At 63.6% G+C, this 20,630-nt stretch carries 21 protein-coding genes and 2 tRNA genes; 5 read left to right on the top strand and 18 right to left on the bottom strand.

Features of this window, described 5'->3' with window-relative positions; all coding sequences use genetic code 11:
* Nucleotides 1-489: 489 nt before the first annotated feature.
* From L0D16_RS10645 to L0D16_RS10605, 9 genes are all read right to left on the bottom strand, one after another.
* Nucleotides 490-1,011, bottom strand: a complete 522-nt coding sequence (locus tag L0D16_RS10645; protein ID WP_243031887.1) for a hypothetical protein — start codon at nt 1,009-1,011, stop codon at nt 490-492.
* Nucleotides 1,012-1,425: 414 nt separating this feature from the next.
* Nucleotides 1,426-3,882, bottom strand: a complete 2,457-nt coding sequence (locus L0D16_RS10640) for a secretin N-terminal domain-containing protein (protein WP_243031886.1) — start codon at nt 3,880-3,882, stop codon at nt 1,426-1,428.
* A gap of 20 nt (nt 3,883-3,902) precedes the next feature.
* Entirely contained in the window at nt 3,903-4,862 is a 960-nt protein-coding gene (locus L0D16_RS10635; protein WP_243031885.1) for a competence protein, read from the bottom strand.
* Nucleotides 4,859-5,482, bottom strand: a complete 624-nt coding sequence (locus tag L0D16_RS10630; RefSeq protein ID WP_243031888.1) for a type IV pilus inner membrane component PilO — start codon at nt 5,480-5,482, stop codon at nt 4,859-4,861. The genes L0D16_RS10635 and L0D16_RS10630 overlap by 4 nt, the downstream gene beginning before the upstream one ends.
* Nucleotides 5,472-6,095: a flagellar protein FliT gene (locus L0D16_RS10625; protein WP_243031884.1), complete on the bottom strand. Its 624-nt coding sequence runs from the start codon at nt 6,093-6,095 to the stop codon at nt 5,472-5,474. Before L0D16_RS10625 ends, L0D16_RS10630 begins: the two co-directional genes overlap by 11 nt.
* Nucleotides 6,088-7,221 (bottom strand): type IV pilus assembly protein PilM, encoded by a 1,134-nt coding sequence (pilM, locus tag L0D16_RS10620; RefSeq protein WP_243031883.1) that lies wholly within the window; start codon nt 7,219-7,221, stop codon nt 6,088-6,090. Before pilM ends, L0D16_RS10625 begins: the two co-directional genes overlap by 8 nt.
* A 178-nt stretch (nt 7,222-7,399) precedes the next feature.
* Nucleotides 7,400-8,404, bottom strand: coding sequence for a homoisocitrate dehydrogenase (locus L0D16_RS10615; RefSeq protein WP_243031882.1), 1,005 nt, complete (start codon nt 8,402-8,404; stop codon nt 7,400-7,402).
* Between the two features lie 81 nt (nt 8,405-8,485).
* Nucleotides 8,486-8,980, bottom strand: a complete 495-nt coding sequence (locus tag L0D16_RS10610; RefSeq protein ID WP_243031881.1) for a DUF5317 domain-containing protein — start codon at nt 8,978-8,980, stop codon at nt 8,486-8,488.
* Nucleotides 8,981-9,030: 50 nt separating this feature from the next.
* A complete protein-coding gene (locus L0D16_RS10605; RefSeq protein ID WP_243031880.1) occupies nt 9,031-10,446 on the bottom strand; it encodes an HD-GYP domain-containing protein in 1,416 nt (471 codons plus the stop codon).
* A gap of 627 nt (nt 10,447-11,073) precedes the next feature.
* Between L0D16_RS10605 and L0D16_RS10600 the strand changes: the two genes are divergently transcribed.
* Nucleotides 11,074-11,454 carry a VOC family protein gene (locus tag L0D16_RS10600; RefSeq protein ID WP_243031879.1) on the top strand — a complete coding sequence of 127 codons (381 nt, stop codon included), beginning with the start codon at nt 11,074-11,076 and terminating at the stop codon, nt 11,452-11,454.
* A 76-nt stretch (nt 11,455-11,530) separates the two neighbouring features.
* Here L0D16_RS10600 and L0D16_RS10595 read toward each other — a convergent pair.
* Nucleotides 11,531-11,606, bottom strand: a tRNA-Phe gene (locus L0D16_RS10595).
* A 1-nt stretch (nt 11,607) separates the two neighbouring features.
* Nucleotides 11,608-11,684 (bottom strand) — tRNA-Asp (locus L0D16_RS10590).
* A 65-nt stretch (nt 11,685-11,749) separates the two neighbouring features.
* Here L0D16_RS10590 and L0D16_RS10585 point away from each other — a divergent pair.
* Complete coding sequence (locus tag L0D16_RS10585; RefSeq protein WP_243031878.1) at nt 11,750-12,115, top strand: SRA domain-containing endonuclease; 366 nt, start codon at nt 11,750-11,752, stop codon at nt 12,113-12,115.
* On the opposite strand, the gene L0D16_RS10580 is transcribed toward L0D16_RS10585, so the two are convergent.
* Nucleotides 12,078-12,836: a type III pantothenate kinase gene (locus L0D16_RS10580; protein ID WP_243031877.1), complete on the bottom strand. Its 759-nt coding sequence runs from the start codon at nt 12,834-12,836 to the stop codon at nt 12,078-12,080. The two genes, L0D16_RS10585 and L0D16_RS10580, sit on opposite strands and share 38 nt — an antisense overlap.
* 4 nt (nt 12,837-12,840) lie before the next feature.
* Complete coding sequence (locus L0D16_RS10575; RefSeq protein WP_243031876.1) at nt 12,841-13,269, bottom strand: OsmC family protein; 429 nt, start codon at nt 13,267-13,269, stop codon at nt 12,841-12,843.
* 48 nt (nt 13,270-13,317) lie between these two features.
* Here L0D16_RS10575 and L0D16_RS10570 point away from each other — a divergent pair, with 48 nt between their 5' ends.
* Complete coding sequence (locus L0D16_RS10570; protein ID WP_243031875.1) at nt 13,318-14,415, top strand: N-acetylmuramoyl-L-alanine amidase; 1,098 nt, start codon at nt 13,318-13,320, stop codon at nt 14,413-14,415.
* 19 nt (nt 14,416-14,434) lie between these two features.
* Here L0D16_RS10570 and L0D16_RS10565 read toward each other — a convergent pair whose 3' ends face one another.
* Both L0D16_RS10565 and L0D16_RS10560 read right to left on the bottom strand, forming a co-directional pair.
* On the bottom strand, nt 14,435-15,484 hold the full coding sequence (locus L0D16_RS10565; protein ID WP_243031874.1) for a hypothetical protein: 1,050 nt from the start codon (nt 15,482-15,484) through the stop codon (nt 14,435-14,437).
* A 15-nt stretch (nt 15,485-15,499) separates the two neighbouring features.
* Nucleotides 15,500-16,273 (bottom strand): serine/threonine-protein kinase, encoded by a 774-nt coding sequence (locus tag L0D16_RS10560; RefSeq protein ID WP_243031873.1) that lies wholly within the window; start codon nt 16,271-16,273, stop codon nt 15,500-15,502.
* Nucleotides 16,274-16,321: 48 nt separating this feature from the next.
* Between L0D16_RS10560 and L0D16_RS10555 the strand changes: the two genes are divergently transcribed.
* Both L0D16_RS10555 and lepB read left to right on the top strand, forming a co-directional pair.
* Entirely contained in the window at nt 16,322-17,077 is a 756-nt protein-coding gene (locus L0D16_RS10555; protein WP_243031872.1) for a patatin-like phospholipase family protein, read from the top strand.
* Complete coding sequence (gene lepB, locus L0D16_RS10550) at nt 17,074-17,880, top strand: signal peptidase I (protein WP_243027623.1); 807 nt, start codon at nt 17,074-17,076, stop codon at nt 17,878-17,880. Before L0D16_RS10555 ends, lepB begins: the two co-directional genes overlap by 4 nt.
* Here the strand turns inward: lepB and L0D16_RS10545 are convergent.
* From L0D16_RS10545 to L0D16_RS10535, 3 genes are read right to left on the bottom strand one after another with little or no spacing between them, the layout of a single operon-like run.
* On the bottom strand, nt 17,865-18,434 hold the full coding sequence (locus tag L0D16_RS10545) for a LutC/YkgG family protein (protein ID WP_243031871.1): 570 nt from the start codon (nt 18,432-18,434) through the stop codon (nt 17,865-17,867). The genes lepB and L0D16_RS10545 overlap by 16 nt on opposite strands.
* Nucleotides 18,424-19,818 carry a LutB/LldF family L-lactate oxidation iron-sulfur protein gene (locus L0D16_RS10540; protein WP_243031870.1) on the bottom strand — a complete coding sequence of 465 codons (1,395 nt, stop codon included), beginning with the start codon at nt 19,816-19,818 and terminating at the stop codon, nt 18,424-18,426. The genes L0D16_RS10545 and L0D16_RS10540 overlap by 11 nt, the downstream gene beginning before the upstream one ends.
* The gene (locus tag L0D16_RS10535) at nt 19,808-20,518 is read right to left on the bottom strand and encodes a (Fe-S)-binding protein (protein ID WP_243031869.1); all 711 of its coding nucleotides are present in this window, start codon (nt 20,516-20,518) and stop codon (nt 19,808-19,810) included. Before L0D16_RS10535 ends, L0D16_RS10540 begins: the two co-directional genes overlap by 11 nt.
* Nucleotides 20,519-20,630 lie beyond the last annotated feature (112 nt).

The raw sequence follows: 20,630 nt of genomic DNA, 5'->3' as shown, positions 1-20,630 counted from the left end.
CCCGGTTTCAAAACCGGGGGATTATGGCCACCCACACCCCCCTTTTCTGTAAGGGTTGCCGCGGGGGAGTCGTGCCGTGCTGAAGGCCCTGGATAGGGAGGATAGGAAGGTATAGGAAACCCCCACGCTATCGGCAGCGGCTGTTGAAAGCGGATCTCCTTTGGGAATAAATCCTAAAGTTCTACGCTAGCTGGTAATAGTAGCCTGCCCAAGCGCCACTGTTGCAGCCCGTGTTGGCGTAAGCCACACGCATGCACCGGGAAAAGGGCCACCCTGAGTCGTAGCAAAAATCCCATTGGCTACCCCGTGCCGCGGTCCGGGATTCCATGCTACCCCAAATGAGAACGTCCGGGCTACAAGAGGCTGTGGCGTAGGCTTTGGCTCCCGGTGAAGCGGTGGTGGGCAGGGCAGAGGCCGCCAGGTCACAGGAGGGAAGGAGGGACCGAAGGGTGAGACTCCGGAGGAGGATGGGGAGGGTGTCCAGCCCCACTACATGCCCCCATCAGGTGTCTGAAGCTGAGGGGGAAGTTTGGGTTCGGGTAGGCTTTGGGGGCCCACCCCCTGTTTTAGGAGGCGAACAGCCTCCTTAAGCTTGGCCCGCAACGCCTGGCGGTTGGCCTCGTCCAGGGGGAGGGGAAACCGGCTGAGAAAGGCGAACTCCAAGGCGTTGACCACCAGGTCCTCGTCCGACCAGATGGCGTGCTGCCCTTTTACCCACGCGACCTCCCTTTCCCAGGACTGCCTCTCCTCCTCCGTGGTGGCCTTGCCCATCTGTTCTTGGGCAAACCTTTCAAACTTCGCCACCCCTTCGGCGGTGAAGAGGGGAGGGTTGTATTCCAGCGAGACACCTCCCTCCCTCAGCTTGTAGCGGATCCCGGGGGCCAGCTCCACCCAGCCATCCGGATTCGGCCGGGGGTTGGTTTGGGCTTCTGTCCTGGGGGTTTCCCACCCGGAAAGGAGGAGGGCAAGGAGGGTCAGCAAGATCAAGGCCCGCATTGTTACCACCTCCATTTTGATTTTAGAAAAAAAAGAGTTTGTCAACCTAGAAAGGTTAACGCCCAAAGACAGCAGGGCCAGGATGAGGGCCAGGGCACCGGGGTAGAGCGTTATGGGGTTGAAGGGGGTGTCAAGGTTTTCCCCTAGCCCCTGCCGCAGGCGGGTTATCTGCCGGGTGGGCCTATGTCCAGCGCCTTCGCCTCCTCCTTAGGCTTCCGCCTCACGCGACCAAGGGTGCATGCGGTTTTCCAGGGAGGTCATAGGCCTCTCCAGGGCGATCGTGGGCCTGGGAAGGGTGGCCATGGCCCCTTCCCCAAGGCTCTCCAGCCTATGGGGGCCTTCCTCAGGGGAGGAAAGCGTCGCCCTAGGTGGCCTGGAGCATAAGGCCAGGGGAACGCGGACCCTAGCTCCCCTGGCGCTCTATGGAGGCTAGCGGCTTGCGGTTTCCTTGACGATGTCGGCGGTGATGACCACCAGAAGCTCCCGGTCGGTGGTCTCCTGGCTCCTTTGCTTGAAGAGCTCGCCGATCAAGGGGATGTCCATGAGGAGGGGGACTCCCTGTTGCACTTGGTTGTTCTCCTGGGAGGTGAGGCCCCCTAGGACCACCGTCTGCCCGTCCCGCACCCGTAAGGTGGTGGTCACCACCTGCTTGGTGAAACGGTCCACATCCCCGTCCACGGGGTTGCGCTGGACATTTCCGGAAACCTCCGCCTTGATGTTGAGAAGGATCTGCCCGTCGGCGGTGATCTGGGGGGTAACCTCCACGATGATGCCGATGTCAAAGGGCACCCGCTCCACCCGGTTGTCCAACACTCGGCGGATGAGGAAGGTTTCCCCGGACTGCAGGCGGGCGGTCTGGTTGTTGAGCACGGTCTGGTTCACATCCCTTAGGGCCCGGGAAAGGCCTTGGCGCTGGAGGGCCTCGAGGGTAGCGAGGATGTTCAAAGCCGCCAGGCTCCGGGTGCTATCAAAGATGAGGGAAAGCCCTGAATCCAGGATGCTGGCCGCCACATTACCGCCGGCAATGGTGTTCCACTTCAGGCCCAGGTTGCGGGTGAAGTTGGACTGCACCTCCTGGATGCGCACCCTTAGGTTCACCTGGGGCACCGCCTGGTCCAGTTTGGGGATGAGGCCTTCCACCAGAGCTAGGTCTTCCTGCGTGCCCGTGACGATCAGGGTGTTGGTGCGCTCGTCCGCCACCACCGTGGCCTGGCGTCCTGGGGTTTGGGTTTGGGGTTGCGCTGGACCCTGGCCTTGGGCCTGCCGGGCCTGCAAGGCCTCCTGGAGCACCTTGGCCAGCTCCGAGGCCTTGGCGTTGGAGAGCTGGTAGGAGCGTTGGAAGATGGGCGGACCCTGCTCAGGGGCTCGGTCAATCTGGGCCAGGAGGGTTTCCACCTCGGCCAATTGCCTTTCCGTGCCCCGCACGGAAAGCACAGGCTGCCCGGGCACCGTCTGCACCACGATCCCCGGCACCTCCCGGGCCAGGAAGGGGGCCACCTTCTCAGCGTCTGCGAAGCGCAAGGGATAGAGCCGGCGCACCGTGGCCTCTGGGGTGGGCGGGGCCACCTGGGGAGGCACGTCGGCGGCCTTAAGGAGCTCAACGAAGAGGGCCTGGTCGGCCTCGGTGGTCTCTAAGAGGAGGGCTTTGGGGTTTCCGGGGATGGCCTCGAGGCGGGCTCCCCTGAGCTCCCTCTCCAAGAGGGGTTTCAGCCGTTCCTGGGCCTCGGAGAAGGTGAGGTTTTGCAGGGGGTAGACCTTGCGCACCACTTTGGGCGCGTCGGCGGCCTTGAGGAGCTCAGCGAAGAGGGCCTGGTCGGCCTCGGTGGCCTCTAGGAGGAGGGCTTTGGGGTTTCCGGGGATGGCCTCGAGGCGGGCTCCCCTGTGCTCCCTTTCCAAGAGGGGTTTCAGCCGTTCCTGGGCCTCGGAGAAGGTGAGGTTTTGCAGGGGGTAGACCTTGCGCACCACCGGAGTGGGCTTGGGCACGTCGGCGGTTTTGAGGAGCTCACTGAGGCGGGCGTGGTCCTCCTCGGTGGCGGTGATGAGGGCCCTTTTGGGATCCGTGGGCACAGGGGCGATCTGGGCATTAGGAACCTGGTTTTGCAAAAAGGCGAGGAGTTCGGGGAAGGTGGCGTGGGTGAGGGTGTAGGTCCGCTCCACCCGGGGCTTGGGCAAGGTGAGGGCGGGCAGGGGGCGGAAGTCAATCCCCGCCCGCTGGAGGATATCGGAGAAGCGGGTGTGCTGCTCAGGGGTGGCCAGGACCGAGAGGAGAGCCCTGAGCTTGCCGCCTTCCTCCACCACGATCCAGTTCACGCTAAGCCCCGAGGCTTCCCGGGAGAGGAAGGGGAGGAGGTCGTTTTGCACCCAGGCTTTGGCCCCTTCTATGTTCACCAGGGTACGGGTTTGCCCCTGGGCATCGGTTTCCGTGCGCCGGTAGGCGATCTCGGGGATGGCCACCAGGTAGGGCTTCCGCTCCATGGCCCCGGTGCGGCTTGGCGCATCCACCAAGGCGGTGATCACCTGGGTGGGGGCCACCACCACCACATCTGGGGGCAGGAGAAGGTAATCCAGGTTGAACTGGGTGCCATAGGTGGCGAAGAGGAGGTCCCAGACCTCCCGGAAGGGCTTACCCTGGAAGTCCAGCTTAATGTTGGGCAAGGGGGGCTGGGCCTTGGTGGGGTCGCCCGTGGGGTCGTAGGCCCGGTATATGAGGGGTTGGAGACCCACGCTTCGGGCCAGGGCCTCCAGGACCACGTCCAAGGGCAGGGTGAGCCCGGCCCGAATCTGGCTTTCGGAAACCTTTAGGTCCACCTTGGCCTCAAAACGGGGTTCCTGGGGCAGGCTTCCCGCCAGGGCCCCCATGCCTAGGGCCATAAGGCCGGGGATCATAAGTTTTATAAGAGCCTTTCTCACTGACCACCTCCTGCTTGCATTCTTTCTAGAGAAATCTCAAGGCTTTCATCCTTTAGTACCAAAACCACCCGGTCGCTTTCAATGCGCCGGAGCACCGCTTCGCTACCCGGCAGGAGGCTGCCCACGGGTAACACCAGGTACCCCTCCTTGCTTTCCAGGATGGCCACGCTCACCGGGCCTAGAAGCGTGCCTGCTAGCTTGAGGCCCCTTTCCTCCACCAGGGTTTGCAAGGGGGTCTTGGGGGGCGTGAGGGGTGCGGAGGGGGTGGGTCCGGCCTTCTCCTCCGATGTGGGGGCGGGCAAGGGGGCTTCCACAAGCCCCGCCGGTGGGGTGAGGATGGGAGGGGCTTCCAACTCAGCCTTGGGTGTTTCCGCCCGGAAGGCTGGCGCCAGCACCTTGGGAGCAGGCAGGGCCCCTTGGCTCCCAGGAAGGGGTCGGGGTGGCGTTTGGGCCACGGTGGGGGCGGGCAAGGGGGTTCCCGGGCTCACCCGTACAGGGGCTCCTGTGGGCACGGGCTGGGGTCTGGGGGCTGGGGTAGGGGTGGACAGGGGAGCAGGGGGTGGGGCCTCCACCACCAAGGGCACGAAGGGATTGGGGAGGGGAGCTTCCTTTTGGGGTTGCGGCACCAGCACCGGGGCTCGGGCCTTTGCGGCTTCCGTGGCCTGGGGCCTTTCCGCCTGGGCCTTAGGGGGTGTGGGTCCTGGAGAGGGCGGGGTGGCCGTGGCTTGAGGCTCCGCCTGGAGGGGAGGGATGGGAGGTGCCTCTATGGCCTTGGGGGTAGTCTGGGGTGCAGGGACAGGGATGGGCTCGGCCACAGCGGGCACCTGGGCGGGCAAGTAGAAGCCCACGTACCAGATGGCCACGGCGCTCACCAAGAGGAGGCCCGCCAAAAGGAGCTTGGTGGACTGGGGTAGGTTCCGCCAGGCCTCGACCAGGCGTGGGAGAAGGGATTTCACCGACCACCTCCTTGTGCCCCTGGAGGCGATGGAGCTCCTTGCGTCTGGGTAGCGCCTTCAGGCTGGCCGAGGTCCTTGGCCAGCACGTAGAGGGTTAGGGTCAAGCTGGTGGAGAGAAGGGGGTTTACGTCCTGACCTTGGACGCTGAGGTTAACCCCGGAAAGAGAGCTAAAGCGGGAAAGCTGTTCTAGGCGCTTCAGGTAGGCATAGGTTTCGGGGAAAGGCGCCTCGAGGGAGAGGGCCAGGTTCACCGCCCGCACCTCGGGTACCGGGGCCGAGGTGGGGGAGCGGGTGAAGGAGCGTACCGTGACCCCGCTTCGCAGGGCCTCCGTCAGGATCTCGTTCAAGACCTGGGCCAGGCGTTCTTCTCGGGGAAGGGCCCTGAGGAAGGCCTGGCGCTCCGCTTGCAATTCTGCGATGGCCGCCCGGAGTTCAGGCAGGGCCCGCTGGGCCTGGCGCCCCCTATTCCGCTCAGGGATGAGCCTCTCAATCTCTTGGCGCACGGTTTCCGTTTCCTGGCGCATGGGGACGATGAGAAGGAAGTACCAGAGAAGGGCCACCACCAGGGTGAGGGCGATGGCGATCAGGGCCCATTCCCGCTGTCCCAGCCTAGCGAGCACTTTCCTCACCCCCCACCAAGCCCACCCGGGCGCTGAAGGTGTAAAGCCCCCGGTTCTGGTCCAAGGAAGCCCCTTGGAACTCTATGCCAAAGCGGGGGGAGGTTTCAAAGGCCCGCACGAAGCTCACTAGGGCGTTTTGGTTTAGCGCCTCCCCCTGTACGGTGAACTCCACCCGCACCCGCTTGCCGTCAAAGGTGCCTGCCTGGGCCATCCGGGTGGCCTCGTCTTCCGGTATGGCCCGGGTGCCCACAGAGCGCAGGGCCACGGGAAGCCGCCCCCCTTCTTGGGGAATCTGGCGGATGAAGGTGGCCAGATAATCCGACCACGGGACAAAGCTCTTCTTCAGCCCTTCCCGGATGGCCAGGAGGGCCTCGAGGGCCTTCCTTTCCTGCTCCAAGCGGTTTTGCTCGGCGATGAAGGGTCTCAGGGCCTCCACCTCGGCCCTGAGGGCGTCCCGCTCCGCCTTGGTTTGGTTAAGCTCCGTATACGCTCCGTAGTGGAGGATTCCCAGTACCGAAAGCACCACCAGGGCGAAGGCTCCTGCTGCCAGGCGCCACCAGCCCGGTTCCACGCGCCGGCGCAGGTTTTTGGGGAGGAGATTAAGCCTAATCAAAGGGCATCACCCCCCTTAGGGCCAGGCCCACGGGCACCATAAACTCCGGGCCCAGCTCCTTCAACTTCTCCAGATCAAAGCGCTTGGGGTCCACTTGGACGCCTTGCCAGGGGTCGGGGACAGTGAAGTTGACCCCCAGGGTATCCGTGAGGAGGGTGGCGAGACCCCGAAGCCGGCTCCCCCCGCCGTAGAGGTACCCCACCTCGGGTTGCACATCCCCCAGTTGCACCCGGAAGAACTCCAAGCTCCTCCGGATCTCCTGGGTGAGCTCCACCAGAACGGGGCGGATGGCGTCGTAGATTTTGGCAGGGCTGTACCGCTCCCGTTCGGCGTCAAAGTCCAGAAGAAGCTCCTCGTCCTCGGTGGGGATGGTGGCCAAGCCGTAGGTGCGCTTCACCTCCTCGGCGGTGAGGAAGTCCAGGCCGAAGTTTTTACCGATGGCCTCGGTGAAGTCCTTCCCCGAAAGGGTGAGGATCCGCACCGCCAAGGGGCGGTCTCCCTTAAGGAGGACCAGGCTGGTACTTTCCGCCCCGATCTCCACGGCCACGGAAACCCCTTCCGGGTCGCTGGTGAGCTGGGCCTCCAGGGGATAGAGCCCGGCAAAGGGTTTTACGTCCAGGACAATGGGGGTCAGGCCGGCACCCCGCAGGGCCTCCAGCAGGGAAGCCACCGCTTCCTGCCGGGCAGCTCCCACCATCACCTCCACCTGCTCCCCCTCGGCTGCCTCGGCCAGGGGGTCCAAGGGAGCAAAATCCAGCACCACCTCGTCGATGGGGAAGGGGATGTAGCGCTCCGCCTCCCAGCGCACCGCCTCCTCCATTTCCTTAAGGGGCATCTTGGGTACCTGCAGGGTGCGGAGGATAACGCTGGGATTGGGCACAGCGGTGACCACATAGCGCTTGCGCACCTTGGCTTCCGCCAAAAGCTCCTTAAGCTCTTGGGCTAGGGCCTGGGGCTCAGCGATTACCCCTTCCACCAACATCCCTGGGGCGAGGGGCCGGCTAGCCACGGCTCTCAGGGTGGGGGGGTTCCCAGAGAGCTCCACCAGCTTTAAGTTGGCGGCGCCAATTTCCAGGCCCAGCGCCTCCACGCGGGGTTTGAATAGCTGGCTAAAACCCGAAAACACGTTGCCTCCTTAACTCAGAGCCTAAGGCATAGGCGAGCCTAATGGCAGTATACACGCCTTTGCCTGGAATACCGAGGGGGTGATTGCCACCATGCCCTCTTCATTCTAGACCCAGTCAGGGCCAAAAAACGCCCACCCCCTCGAGGACAGGGCCTCGAGGGGCGCTTGGACCCAAACCTCAGAGGGCCTTAAGCGTCTCCACCACCGCCTTGGTGAAGGTTTCCGTGGTGGCGGTCCCACCCAGGTCTGGGGTATGGGGGCCCTTTTCCAGCACCAGGTCCACCGCCTTCTCTACCTTTTTGGCGGTTTCCTTCTCCCCCAAGTACTCCAGCATCATGGCGGCGGAGAGGATGGCCGCCGTGGGGTTGGCGATCCCCTTGCCGGCGATGTCGGGGGCGGAGCCATGCACGGGTTCAAAGAGGGCGGTGGTATCCCCCAGGTTGGCGGAAGGGGCCAGGCCCAGGCCCCCTACCAGGCCCGCCGTGAGGTCGGAAAGGATATCCCCGAGAAGGTTGGTGGTGACGATCACGTCAAAGCGCTCGGGGCGCATGACCAGCTGCATGGCACAGTTGTCCACGATGATGTCCTGCACATTTACCAAGGGATAATCCTTAGCTATTTCCCGTACTGTGTCCAGGAAAAGCCCCTGGGTTATGGGGAGCACGTTGGCTTTGTGGGCGATATGCAGGGTTTTCCTGGGCCGGCCTTCCGCCAGCTTCAAGGCCACCCGCCCGATGCGCTCGCTGGCCTTCTTGGAGATCACCGCATCGGCAATAGCCACGTCCAGATAGCGCCGCTCCTGTTCCACGTAGAGGCCTTCGGTGTTCTCCCTCACGATGATGAGGTCCACCCCGCTTCGGCTTCCTGGTACGGGCCGGCTTTTGGCCGGACGCACGTTGGCGTAAAGGTCCAGCCTGCGCCTGAGGTAGCGGATGGCACCAAAGAAGCCCGGCACTTTCCTGGTGGGGCTGGTGGCGGCGCCAAAAAGGGTGGCCTGGCAGGAAAGGATTTTTTCCACAGTTTCCTCGGGGACAGAAACCCCTCTTCGCTCAAAGGTCTCCCAGCCCGCCTCGGCCTCCACAAACTCTATGGGTAAGCCGGTGGCTTCCAGAACTTTCCTGGCCGCGGGCACCACCTCGTGGCCGATGCCGTCCCCTTCAATCAAGCAGATGCGGTACGCCATGTTGCCTCCGAACTTGGGAGCAAGCCCCCTTGGGAATATACACTACACCACTCTTGCCCATAGGGACGAGGGCTTTTGGCCTTAGGCCCGTAGGGCGAGGAGGATGAGGACTCCAAGGAGCAGGGTCAAAACCCGTAGGGCCGCCTGGCGCCTGGGAAGCCGTCTCCCACTGGCCCTTAAGGCTCCTTCCACCACCACCCCGGCTATGCCCGCCAGGACGAAGAGGTCTCCTAAACTGGCCGCCTTGCGCAAAGGGGGAAGGGCGATAACATCCCCCAGGAAGGGGAGGCGGGTGGACTCGTCCAGGAGGGTATGGACGGCGTCGCCCCTGGTTTTTAGAAGCTCCTCCCAGCCCTCAATGCCCGCCTTTTTTAAGGCATCTAGGCTGACCGGCATGTGGCCTCCGTTGGCAAAGATAACCAGCGTATTCAAGGCTAGACCCAGGAGGACCAGGTAGAGGCTTTTGAGGTGCCGGTTTTGGTAAAGGCCATAGCCCACCAGTGCGAGGACCAGCGTCTTGGCCAAAGGCCCGGCCCACTCCGGTTGGAAGAGACCCCGGTAGGTACCATAGGCCAAGCCCCCCTCTGCCAAGGCGGCCAGGAGGAAGGCCCAAGGCGCCCTTAGCTCTATTCCGCCGAGGTCCTTGGGTCTGGCTCCGAGGGCGAGGGCGAGGCCGATTCCGAATAGGGCTGCGGCCAGGTAGAGTGTGATAAGGGTCCCTCCTTTGCCTTAAGGTAGGCTTCGCGGTCGCGCCACAAGGGGTTCGCGTGCCAAAGCTGGGTAAAGAGCTTGACCAGCTTGGGGTCAAACTGGATGCCGGAAAGGTCCTGGATTTCCTGTAGGGCCTCCTCCGAGGATTTGGCGGGCCGGTAGGGGCGGCCCGCGGTCATGGCCTCGTAGGCGTCAGCTAGGCCTACGATGCGGGCCTCTTCGGGGATTTCGTGCCCGGCAAGGGCTTTGGGGTAGCCCCGGCCATCCCAGCGCTCGTGGTGGTGCTGGATGACGTTGTAGACCAAGGGGCCGAAGGCCACCTTTGCTGCGGGTTTCAGGAGCTCCACCCCTTTGGTGGTGTGGCTTTGCACAATCTCGTACTCCTGGGGTGTGAGCTTATCCGGCTTTAGGAGGAGGGCTTCTGGAATGCCGATTTTGCCGATGTCGTGGAGCCGGGCAGCCCGGTAGATCTCTTGGGCTTTGGCCTCGTCCTGGTACAAAGCCCGCGCTATGTCAGAAGCGATATCGGCCACACGTTCCGAGTGCAGGCGGGTTTCCTTTTCCTTGGCCTCGAGGGCGTGCATGAGAACCTCCAAGGTGGCGTCAAAGGCCTGCTCCAGCCGCACCTTCTCGTCCCAAAAATAGCGGCTATAGTAGATGGGGATTAAGAAGAGAAGAACCGTCCAGCCCCCCCAGCCGCCCAGAAGGGGGGTTTCATAGGCCCGGGCCAGGAGGAGGGCTATGGGGGAGAGGAGAAAGTAGCTGGCTGCTAGCCAGCCATAGTTCTTACGCCAGATTTCTCGGAATGGGGTGCCGTTGCTTAGGTGAATCACCAGGGTAACCAAACCGGTATTGACAACAAAGAAGGTAACTGAAGCTAGGCCAATACCTATAACATCCGTTAGCTCCAGCTTCCCAAGGTAAAGCGGGTTAGTTTGGAAAAACCTCCATACCAAGGCTGCAGCAACGGTGGCCAGAGTATCTTGGGAGCGGTTGAAGAGCTGTTTGTACCAAACGTTGTCGCTAGGTTGGAAGAGAAAGACCCAAAGGGGGGCAAGCCAAGGGGGAAATAGGACGACCAAGGCTAGGGCAAAGAGGAAAAGGTGGCTCATGCTGGCGTTTAGGGGTAGGCGGATTTCCACCCGCACGCTCCAGAAGACCAGCCCTGCCCAAAAAAGGAGGTCAAACCAGGTGAGGCCAGCTGGGGGAAGGTGGAAGCCATGGTGCAGAATGAGGTAGCCTTCCAGCAATAGGAAGGTTGTGAAAACACCCAGGATAAAGGCCAACACCCGGGGCGGGGGGAGTTCCAGGCGCCGGAGCCTTTGCAGCATACTGGCCTAAGGATAGCACAAGGCCCCCAAGGTTGGGGGCCAAAAGGAAAAAACGGCCAGCTTGTGGCCGTTTTTACTTCCAGTGCGTAGATGCTCCAGCCGCCAGTCCCAAAGCCACCAGAGAGCCGAGAAGCGCCAGAACCTTAGCGATCAGCTTCTTCATCTTCATCCCTCCTTTTCCTAAAGCTTCCGGGGGGTTGGCCCCGTTTGCTTGTTTTTCACTTTAGAGGGGTCGGTCAACACTGTCAAGAGGGAAAGAATAGGTATGGAAAGGGAAAAAATAGCTATTGTCCCAACATTTTTTGGACACATTCAGATTTTTACTACCCAGCTTAGCACATCCCTGGCCAGCTGGGTAGTACCCTGTTGGGTGAGGGGGAACCTTCCGGGTTTGGGGGGGAATACAAGGCCTCAAAAAAACAAGGCGACTGCGGGGCCTAGGCCCTCACAGTCCACCAATGCACCAGCTTGAACACACCCCGCAAATTTCACCGGCAATACCCTAAAATAAAGGTTCTCTGCGCCGAAAAATGCTCTATCCGAATACCCACCCGGAATCTAAAAGGGTTTCTTCCTGGTTCCCACCTCCTTGGCCCCTAGTATAGCAAAGGCGGCTAAGATGTTTAAGTGCACATCTTGGCCATAGATCACGTACAGATCGCCATGCCTCCTGGTGGCGAGGAACGTGCGCGGGCCTTTTACTGCGGGGTGCTGGGGCTCAGCGAAGTCCCTAAGCCAGCCAGCCTCGCCCTTCGGGGTGGGGTGTGGTTTACGGAGGGGCCGGTACGGATCCATCTTGGGGTGGAGGAGGATTTTCGTCCGGCCAGGAAGGCTCACGTGGCCTTGATCACCGATGATCTGGAGGCGGTGGTGGTCCGTTGTCAGCAGGCGGGCTATCCGGTTTTCAGAGACGAACCGCCTCTAGACGGCTATAGCCGGGTGCATATCTTGGATCCCTTTGGGAACCGCCTGGAGATCATGGAGATTGTGGCAAAGACCAGTTCGTAAAGGGACCGGCACCGTTGTCCTAGGTAGGTCTCCAAAAAGATCCCCGCCCCTAGCTAGGGCGGGGGCTTCTACTAAGTGGTGCCGAGGGGCGGAATCGAACCGCCGACACTGCGATTTTCAGTCGCATGCTCTACCAACTGAGCTACCTCGGCCTGGCGGCCCCGACGGGACTCGAACCCGCGATCTCCCACGTGACAGGCGGGTGTGTTAACCAACTACACCACGGGGCCTTGGGTTGTTGCCGGGTCGGGGGCGTCCGACCGGGCACTTAGGATGATAGCCGGGGGAAAGGGCGGTGTCAAGCTTAAGCTGGAGCGAGGTCTTCGCCTACCACCGGACCCGGAAGGGAATAGGAAAGCGGAGCCTTCTGGTGGACCGGGGGGAGTCGGGGTACCGGAATGTGTTCTTGCCCGATGGCCGCATCCTCTACCAGGGCGAGGGTAAGCGGGGAAACCAGGAGCCCATAGGGGGAAACCTGCGGCTACTTCTGGCCCAGCAGGAGGGTACCCCCTTTAGGGCTTTCCTCCGCGAACGGCCTGGCCTTTGGCGGGACCTGGGGTGCTACCGGGTGGAGGGGCACCGCTACGCCCTCCTGCCTGAGGAAGGCCGGTGGGTGTACTGGTTCACCCTTGCCCCTTGTGGATGCGCAGAAGCCCCTTGAGGGTTAAGTCCTCATCCACCACGTCAAAGGAGGGGCAGAGGTCCTTAAGGGTTTCCGCAAAGCCGCCGGTGGCGATCACCAAGGCCTCCCCGGCTTCCATCTTGAAGCGGCGCACCATGCCTTCCACCAAAGCGGCGTAGCCATAGACCAAGCCCGAGCGCAGGGCATCCAAGGTGTTCTTGCCCACCACCCGGGCGGGGGGGACCAGGTCAATGCGGGGGAGCTTGGCAGTGCGGGCGGCCAGGGCGTCGGCAGCGGTCTGGGGGCCGATGGTGATGGCCCCGCCCAGGTAGCGGTTGGGAACTTCCACCAGGTCAAAGGTGGTGGCGGTGCCGAAGTCCACCACAATGTAGCGGCCGGTGGGGCTTTGGTAGCCCAAGGCTCCCACGGCGTTCACCAGGCGGTCGGTGCCGGCTTCCTTGGGGTTGTCTATGCACACCTCCAGCCCCGTGGCCTCGGCGTCCACCACCCGGGCCTTGATGCCGAAAAGCTTCTCTATGGCCTCTTTCATCTCCCTTTCCACCGGGGGCACCACGCTGGAGAGGAGGGCGGCCTTGGGGGGAGGGAGGTTTTCCAGGGCGAAGAGGTTTTGCAGCACCACCCGGTACTCGCTTTCCATGCGCATCCGGTCGGTGTGGATGCGGAAGTGGGCGATGAGGTCCTCCCCGGAGAAGACCCCTAAGACGGTGGAGGTGTTGCCGATGTCAATGGCTAGGAGCATGGGGCTAAGCTTGGCCTTCCTGTCCCTCTTCCCAGGGTTCCAGCACTACCTTGACGGTGATTTCCGCATTGAGACTGGCGGAAACGGAACAGTATTTGGTGTGGGAAAGGTGGGCGGCGCGCTCCAGGGCCTCCAAGGTGACGTTGGGTCCGGAAGCGATGTGGGTGATGGTGATGTGGGTGTAGCGCTTGGGATGGGTTTCCGCCCGGATGCCCTCCACCTCCACCCGGTAGCGGGCCAGGGGTTGCTTTTTCTTTTTCATGATGTCCACCACGTCGTAGGCGGTGCAGGCCCCTAGGGCCATGAGGAGGAGCTCCATGGGGCGGGGGCCGGTGGCGGGCTGGTCCCCGTCGATCATCACCTTGTCCCCTTGTTCGTTGATGCCCAGGAAGCGGTGGCCTACCAGATGGTGGATCACAACCTTCTTGGTCATGAGCCGGATTTTACCAGGCTTTCATCTATCCCGCTAGAATGGGCGTAGATGCGGGTATTCCTCCTGGTTTTCGCCTTGGTATGGAACCTGGCCTTGGCCTTTCCCCGGGTGGGGGTACACCAGGGTTTTACCCGCCTGGTCTTTGACCTGCCCCAGGGGGATGTCCAGTACGGCCTTTCCCAAGAAAACGGTCAGCTTGTGCTGAACCTGAGGGGGGTGAAGGGGGCCTCCTTGGACCAGGTGGTGAACTCGGCCGAGGTGGTTTCCGTGCAGACCATCCCGGAAGGGGAGGGGGTGCGGGTGGTGGTGCGCCTGAAAGGGCCGGTGGAGGCCAAGGTGGTGCGCTATACCGACCCTGACCGGTTGGTGGTGGACTTAATCCTCAAGAAGGAAGCTGCTTCCCCAGCCAAGCCCGCTTCGGACCCCGTCCGCAACCGGCCTCCCAGGCCGCCGAAACCCGTGGTCCTCCTGGACCCGGGGCATGGGGGCATAGACCCGGGGATGGTGGGGCATGTGGTGGAAAAAGAAGTGGTGCTGGATGTGGCCTTGCGCCTTAAGCGCCTTCTGGAGAGGGAGGGGATAGAAGTGCGCCTCACCCGGGACCGGGATATGCATCTTTCCCCCGATAAGCGGGAGGACCTCTCCCGGCGGGCCTCCATGGCCGATAGTTCCCAGGTGAACCTGTTCATCTCCATCCATGTGAACGCTACCCCTACCCGCACCGCCCAGGGGGTGGAGGCCTTTTACTTTGGCCAGGCCCAGGACTCCCGCATCCTGGCCCAGGTGATCCGGGAAAACGGTGGGGGAGAGCTGGGGCGGCGCCTGACCCAGGAGGCCCGCACCGTGGCGGAAAGGATCCTTTCCGATATCGTAGCCCAGGCCAACCAACGCTATAGCCAGCGCCTGGCGGAGACCTTGGGGCGGCACCTTTCCCAGGCCACAGGGAGCCCTTACCGCGGGACCTTCCCGGGCGATTTCTTCGTCCTTCGCTATGCCAAAGTACCCGCGGTCTTGGTGGAGATCGGGTTCGGGGACCATCCCGTGGAGGGGCGAAGGTTGGCCGACCCGGCTTACCGGGAAAAGGTGGCCCAGGGGCTTCTTGCGGGTATCCTTACCTTCTTGGCCAACGGGGCCTATGCCAAGTGAGGGTTCATCTGACCGGGGATTAGGGGCAGGGCTGGGCCTTGAGTTCGGCCACTCCTTTCCAAGGGAGGGGTTTCCAGGAAAGGGGAAGGGGAAGCGCTTGGGACTTGAGAGGCTGCCAGGGGAGTTTGAGCGCCTCGAGGCGGTAGGCCAGGACCTCCCCCTCGGATCCCTCCAGGTTCAGGAAAAGCCCCTCCCCCTGGAAGAGGGAACGGTAGGAGTACCCGTAGGCGAGAGGGGGGTCCAGGGCGCGCAAAGAGGCCATGGGACCCCCGCCGTACCGAAGGCCTGGGTCCCTTTTGGAGGGGCTACTTTGCGGGCCGAGCCAAAGGCCTTGTAGAACCCCCTCTACCTCGGCTTCCCCTACCAGGAAGGACCCCCGCCAGGCCCGAAGGTAGTCAAAGCCGGGCCGGCGGAAAAGCTGGGCCTCACCCCGCAGCAACCCCACCCAGTCCAGAAGAAGCCCTTCCGAGTCCCCCGCCACCTCTAACCGCCCCACCGCCCCCTTTTCCCCCAGGAAACGGAGGTAGTCGTTTCCCGGCCAGCCGCTTTGGTAGCCATAGGCCCACCCTCCGGGGCGGGCCAGCGGAAGGCCCAGGAGGAAGCCGTCAAATCCTCCTTTCCCTTCCACCCGCCCCACCAGGAAAAGGACGCCATGCCGGTACAGGCCCCCGTAGGCGTACCCCTGGCCGGGGAGGGGGAGGCGCCAGGCCCGTTCCTCGGCTAGGTCCAAGACCAGGGCTTCCCAGCCTTTCGGGCCCAGGTACCCTCCCCAGGCGAAACGGCCATCCGTGCCCCAAAGGATTCCCTGGCTTCCCGCCTTGGCCCAAAGGGGCTTTCCCGTTTGGTCCAGCCCCACCTGAAGGAGGGCTTTGCCCACATGGCCCACGGCCAAATAGCCATCCGGGGTACGGGCGAGGCGGTAAAGGGCGGAGTCCTCCTCTTTCGCCAAGACATGGGCGCCGCTTTGCGCCACCACTAGGGCCCGGTGGCCCCCTTCCACCAAAAGCCTTCCCGCCGCCACCTCTCCCAGGCCCGCAAAGAGGGCGGAGCCCAGGAGGGTGGAAAGCATTAGGCAAGCGGCCATTTAAAAGGGAAAGTTCTCCAAAGCTTCCTTGGCTGAGGAGAAGCGCTCCTTGGGGGATTTGGCCAGGAGGCGTTCCAAGTAGGCTTGCTCTGGGGAGGCGAGCCCAGGTATGGGGGGCACGGGTTCCTGGAGGTGGCCGAGGAGGACCTCCTCCGGCCCGCCCACAAAAGGGTGCTCTCCGGAAAGGATCCAGTACAAGATGACGCCTGCGGCGTAGACGTCAGCCTCAGGGCCGGGGCTTTGCCCCAGGACCTGTTCGGGGGCCAGGTAGGGAAGGGTGCCCAGCCTTAGGGGTTTTTTGAAGGCCTCGAGGGCCGGCCCCGAGAGGTCAAAGTCCACCAACCTGGCCTCGTCCGTTCCCGCCACAATGATGTTTTCCGGCTTCACGTCGCGGTGCACCAGGCCCTTGCCGTGCATGTGGGCCAGGGCCATGAGGAGCTGGCGGAAGACGAAAAGGGCCCGGTTTCTGCCGGGCCTACGGAGCATCCAGCGCCCCATCTCCTCCCCGGGGGCGTAGGCCAAGAGGAGGGCAGGGCCTTCCTCCAGGTCCAGGCTCTCCAGGACCGGGTTGAGGTTGGGGTGGGAAAGCCTTTGGCCCACCCAAAGCTCCCGGTTGCGCCTGGCCTCGGCCCCCCGGGGGAAGACCTTGAGGGCGTAGGGGGTGCCATAGCGGTCAAAGGCCAGGTAGACGGTGGCCAAGGCTCCTCGGCCCAAGGGGCGCACCACCCGGTATCGGTTCAAAAGGACCTTCCCCGCCAGGCTCACCGCCTCCACTATATCCAGCCCTCACGTCTTTCACCCAGAAGCCGTTAGGATTTGGGCGTGCGCGGCTTGGCGCTATCCGGTGGGGGGGCTAGGGGGCTGGCCCATATCGGGGCCCTCGAGGTCTTCCTGGAGGCGGGCCTGGACTTCCAGGTGGTGGCGGGAAGCAGCATGGGGGCCATCGTGGGGGCGCTCTACGCCGCAGGCAAGACCCCGGCGGAGATGCTGGCCATCGCCCACAAGACTCCCTGGCTGGGGCTTTTGGGCTTCTCCCCCAGGGAGGGGATTTTTTCCCGCAAGAAGCTCAAGGATTTCTTGGCGGAGCACCTGCCTGGGCGTTTTGAGGAGCTTAAAAGGCCCCTGGCGGTCACCGCGGTGGACGTGGTCTCGGGGCGGCTTCTTTTCCTGACCCAAGGGGACCTGCCCAGCGCCGTCCTGGCCTCGGCCGCCTACCCGGGGCTTCTGGCCCCGGTGGAGCGGGAAGGGCAGCTTCTTTTTGACGGCGGGGTCCTGGACAACCTTCCCGTGGATGCCGCCCGCCTCCTAGGGGCCAGGGAGGTCTATGCCGTGGACGTGACCCCCGAGCGCCGGGTGGAGGAGGCCCCCAAGGGGCTTCTAGCCCTGGCCCGGCGGGCGGTGGACCTGATGCAGCTTCACCTGACCTCGGTGCGCCTCACCCTCTATGCCCCGGAGGTGTACGTGAGGCCCAGCCTGCCCGGGGTGGGCATTGAGGACTTCCGCCGCTTGGAGGAGATCGTGGAGGCAGGGCGCAAAGCCGCCAAGGAGGTCGTAGCCAGTAGAGTAGGAGGGGTATGAAGGCGTTTTGGGACTATCTTTTTCGTGAGTGGTTCCGCCAGGTGGGGGAAGCCCTGTTGGTGGCGTTTTTGGTCACCACCTTTGTCTTCACCACCGTGGGGGTGGTGGGGCAGAGCATGTTTCCCACCCTGCAAAACGGGGAGCGGGTATTGGTTCCCAAGTGGGAGACCTGGCTGGTGCGCTTTGGCCTGATGGAGTGGAAAAGGGGAGAGATCGCCATTCTGAAACCTCCCGAGGGTACTCCCAACGCCACCGCCCGCTTTCCCATCCTGGGCTTTAGCTTCCGGGCCTTCTTCATCAAGCGCATCGTGGCGGTGCCGGGGGATGAGGTCTATGTGGAGCGGGGGGTGGTGTACATCAACGGTAAACCCCTGGACGAAAGGCACATCACCGACCGCATCGCCCCCTGGCCCGATTCCTTTCCGGGGGTGTGCTACAAGGACGGGCGTATGACCCGCCTCCTCACCCAGCAGGGGGATTTTTCCGTGGAGCTTCTGCCCGCCTACCTAAGGCCCCTTAAGGAGATGCTCCTGCCTCCCTCGGAAGAGGTCCTGGCCCGGAGCCGCCTCACCGAGGCCTGCGAGGTGGGGCGCATTCGGCTTAAGAAGGGGTATTACCTGGTCATGGGGGATAACCGCACCTTGGGGGGTTCGGAGGATTCCCGCACCTTCGGCCCGGTGCCCGTGGAGGCCATCGCTGGCAGGGCCAGCTACGTGTGGTGGCCCATCTTCGTGCGGGATGAGGGAGGGCTGCGCCTGAACCTTAGGAGGCTTTCCCCGCCTCCCGCCTACCAACTGCCCTGAAGCACGGCCACCACCAGTCTCCCAGGGCCATGCACCCCCTTCACCATCACCTGGCCAATGTCGGCGCTTTTGGAGGGGCCGGAGTGGAGGCCTAGGGCGCTGGGAAGGGCTTTCAGGTCCAAGAGGGCCTCGAGGAGGCTAGGGTAGACCCGCCCTTCCTCCACCAGGACCAGGTGGACCGGGGGGAGAAGCTGGGCCCTCCGGCCGTCCTCGGAGGAGAGGGCCACGGTGCCCGTTTCCGCCACGGCAAAAAGGGCCCAGGATACGCCCAGGGGGGCCTCTTCGGGGGGAAGCTCGGGCAGGAGCCGGAAGGAGGCGGGAACCCCCCTTCCATAGGCGGCCCCGGGGAGGCCTTGGGAGAGCTCTCCCAGGAGCTTCCTGGCCCTTTCTTCCCCCAGGAGGTGGCCCTCGGCCCCGTTTTCCGCCAGGCGCTTTAGGAAGAGGTCCAGGGGGTTTGCCGAGGGAGGGGCGTGGGGGTGTTCGGGAAGAAGGGCCTTGGGCCGTTCCTTGAGGGCGTGCCCGATGCGGCTCAGGATGCGGGTTCTAGCGTCCATCCTCCGCCTCCAGTTCCTTCCAAAGTTCATGGAAAGGCCTAGGGCTTGGCTTTAGGGGGCCCCGCCCTTCCGTCCAGGCGCGCAGCAGGGGAAGGAGGTGCTGGGGCAGGGGGAGGCCCCTTAGGGCCTTGGAGAAGAGCCGGTAGAGGGTGGGGCTTTCCATCACCTTGGCCAAGGCCTGGATGGCGCCTCTTTCCCAGATGGGGGCCAGGCCCCGCTCCACCGCCCGCTTCCGCCAGGTGAGGAGGAGCTTGGGGATGGGGATCTTCACCGGGCAGGCCTCGTAGCAGGCCCCGCACAGGGTGGAGGCGTAGGGGAGGGGGTAGGCCTCCTCGAGGCCCAAAAGCCCGGGGTCCAAAACCGCCCCGATGGGCCCCGAGTACACGTAGCCGTAGGGGTGCCCCCCGGTTTGACGGTAGACGGGGCAGGCGTTGAGACAGGCCCCGCAACGGAGGCAACGCAACACCTCCCAGGCCTCGGGGTCGTGGAGAAGGGTGGTGCGGCCGTGGTCCACCAGGACCACGTGCACCTCCTCTGGGCCCTCCTCCCCCTCTTTCGCCGGGCCCTGGATGAGGGAAACATAGGTGGAAAGCCGCTGCCCCGTGGCCGCCCGGGCGGTGAGGGGCAGGAAGAGGGCAAGGTCGGCAAGCCGGGGAAGGAGCTTTTCTATGCCCACAAAGGCCACGTGCACCTTGGGAAGGCTGGTGGAAAGGCGGATATTCCCCTCGTTTTCCATGAGGACCAGGGTGCCGGTTTCCGCCACCAGGAAGTTGGCCCCGCTGATGCCCAGCTCGGCGGTGAGGAAGGCATCCCGCAAGACCTTCCTGGCCACGGCGGCCAGGGCCTCGGGGGAGGCGTTCAGGGGGGTGCCGAAGCGCTGGTGGAAGAGCCTTTGGATGTCGGAAAGGGCCAGGTGGATGGCCGGGCCCACGATGTGGCTGGGGGGTTCGCCAAGGAGCTGAATCAGATACTCCCCCAGGTCGGTTTCCAAGACCTCCACCCCCAGGGATTGCAAAAGGGGGTTTACCCCAAGCTCCTCGGTGAGCATGCTCTTGGCCTTCACCGCCCGCTTCACCCCGTGCCGGGCCACCACTTCCCTCAGGATGCGGTGGGCGTCCAGGGGATCTTCCGCCCAGTGCACCTGGACCCCGTTTTCCCTTAGGCGCTTTTCCGCCAGCTCCAAGTAGTGGTCCAGATGGGTGAGGAGGTGGTCTTTCACCCTCTTGGCCCTTTCCCTAAAGGCCTCGGCGTCTATTTCCCCGTAGGCCTTCTTGCGGCCTTCCTCAAAGTGCAGGGTGGCCCCGGTGACCGCCTCCCGCACCCCGGGTTTTTCCCTTAAGAGCTTGGCTGCCTCCTTGGGGTAGAGCTTGGCCTTAGCCTGCATACGCCTCCCATAAGAGGGTGGCCAGGGGAACCACCCGCAGGTTTTTCCCCTGTTGGCCCATTCGTCCGGAAAGGTGGAGGAGGCACCCGGCATCGGTGGAGGTGAGCACCTCCGCCTGGGGCAGGGTGGAAAGCTTGCGGTCGGCCATGGCCAGGGAGACCTCGGGGAGCTTCACCGAGAATAGCCCCCCAAAGCCGCAGCACTCTTCCGCCGCCTCCCAGGGCAGGACCTCGGCCCCGGCGTTCTGCAAAAGGCGAAGGGGTTCCTCCCTAACCCCAAGCTCCCTGAGGGCATGGCACCCGTGGTGATAGGCTATCTTTTTCCCAGAAAGCCCCTTTCCCAGCTCGGACACGCCCAACACCCGCACCAGGAACTGGGAGAGCTCGTAGACCTTCTCCGAAAGCCCCAGGGCTTCCCCGTTCCCGGGAAGGAGTTCTGGGTAGTGGTTTTTCACCATGCTGGCGCAGCTTCCCGAGGGCAGGACCACGTACTGGGCATCCTGGAAGATGCCTAGGGTTCGCTGGGCCAAGGACCGGGCCTCGTTCCAGTGGCCAGCGTTGAAGGCGGGCTGGCCGCAGCAGGTTTGCTCCTGGGGGAAGTCCACCTCCACCCCCAGGGCCCTTAGGAGGCGTACCGTGGCCACCCCCGCTTCCGCATAGAACTGGTCCGCCAGGCAGGTGATGAAAAGGGCTACCCGCATTTGCCCCTATACTACTTGCTTGGTCGGGGAGGCGGGTGGGGGCGGGTTGGCCCTGCCCTTTCTGAACCCGGACAGACACATGTGAGACTGGACGAGTAAAAATGTGGGGACC

The organism is Thermus altitudinis, assembly GCF_022760835.1.
GTDB classification, from domain to species: Bacteria; Deinococcota; Deinococci; order Deinococcales; family Thermaceae; genus Thermus; species Thermus altitudinis.
The sequence above is the reverse complement of the archived record's forward strand: the minus strand, read 5'-3'. Positions and strand labels throughout refer to the sequence as shown.

Coding starts and splice junctions, on each gene's coding strand:
- L0D16_RS10565 (WP_243031874.1), bottom strand. CDS start 15,484: ATGCTTTCCACCCTCCTGGGCTCCGCCCTCTTTGCGGGCCTGGGAGAG.
- L0D16_RS10575 (WP_243031876.1), bottom strand. CDS start 13,269: ATGACCAAGAAGGTTGTGATCCACCATCTGGTAGGCCACCGCTTCCTG.
- L0D16_RS10535 (WP_243031869.1), bottom strand. CDS start 20,518: ATGCGGGTAGCCCTTTTCATCACCTGCCTGGCGGACCAGTTCTATGCG.
- L0D16_RS10645 (WP_243031887.1), bottom strand. CDS start 1,011: ATGGAGGTGGTAACAATGCGGGCCTTGATCTTGCTGACCCTCCTTGCC.
- L0D16_RS10640 (WP_243031886.1), bottom strand. CDS start 3,882: ATGATCCCCGGCCTTATGGCCCTAGGCATGGGGGCCCTGGCGGGAAGC.
- lepB (WP_243027623.1), top strand. CDS start 17,074: ATGAAGGCGTTTTGGGACTATCTTTTTCGTGAGTGGTTCCGCCAGGTG.
- L0D16_RS10580 (WP_243031877.1), bottom strand. CDS start 12,836: ATGCTCCTAGCCATTGACATCGGCAACACCTCCACCGTCTTAGGGGTC.
- L0D16_RS10545 (WP_243031871.1), bottom strand. CDS start 18,434: ATGGACGCTAGAACCCGCATCCTGAGCCGCATCGGGCACGCCCTCAAG.
- L0D16_RS10540 (WP_243031870.1), bottom strand. CDS start 19,818: ATGCAGGCTAAGGCCAAGCTCTACCCCAAGGAGGCAGCCAAGCTCTTA.
- L0D16_RS10605 (WP_243031880.1), bottom strand. CDS start 10,446: ATGCTGCAAAGGCTCCGGCGCCTGGAACTCCCCCCGCCCCGGGTGTTG.
- L0D16_RS10615 (WP_243031882.1), bottom strand. CDS start 8,404: ATGGCGTACCGCATCTGCTTGATTGAAGGGGACGGCATCGGCCACGAG.
- L0D16_RS10570 (WP_243031875.1), top strand. CDS start 13,318: ATGCGGGTATTCCTCCTGGTTTTCGCCTTGGTATGGAACCTGGCCTTG.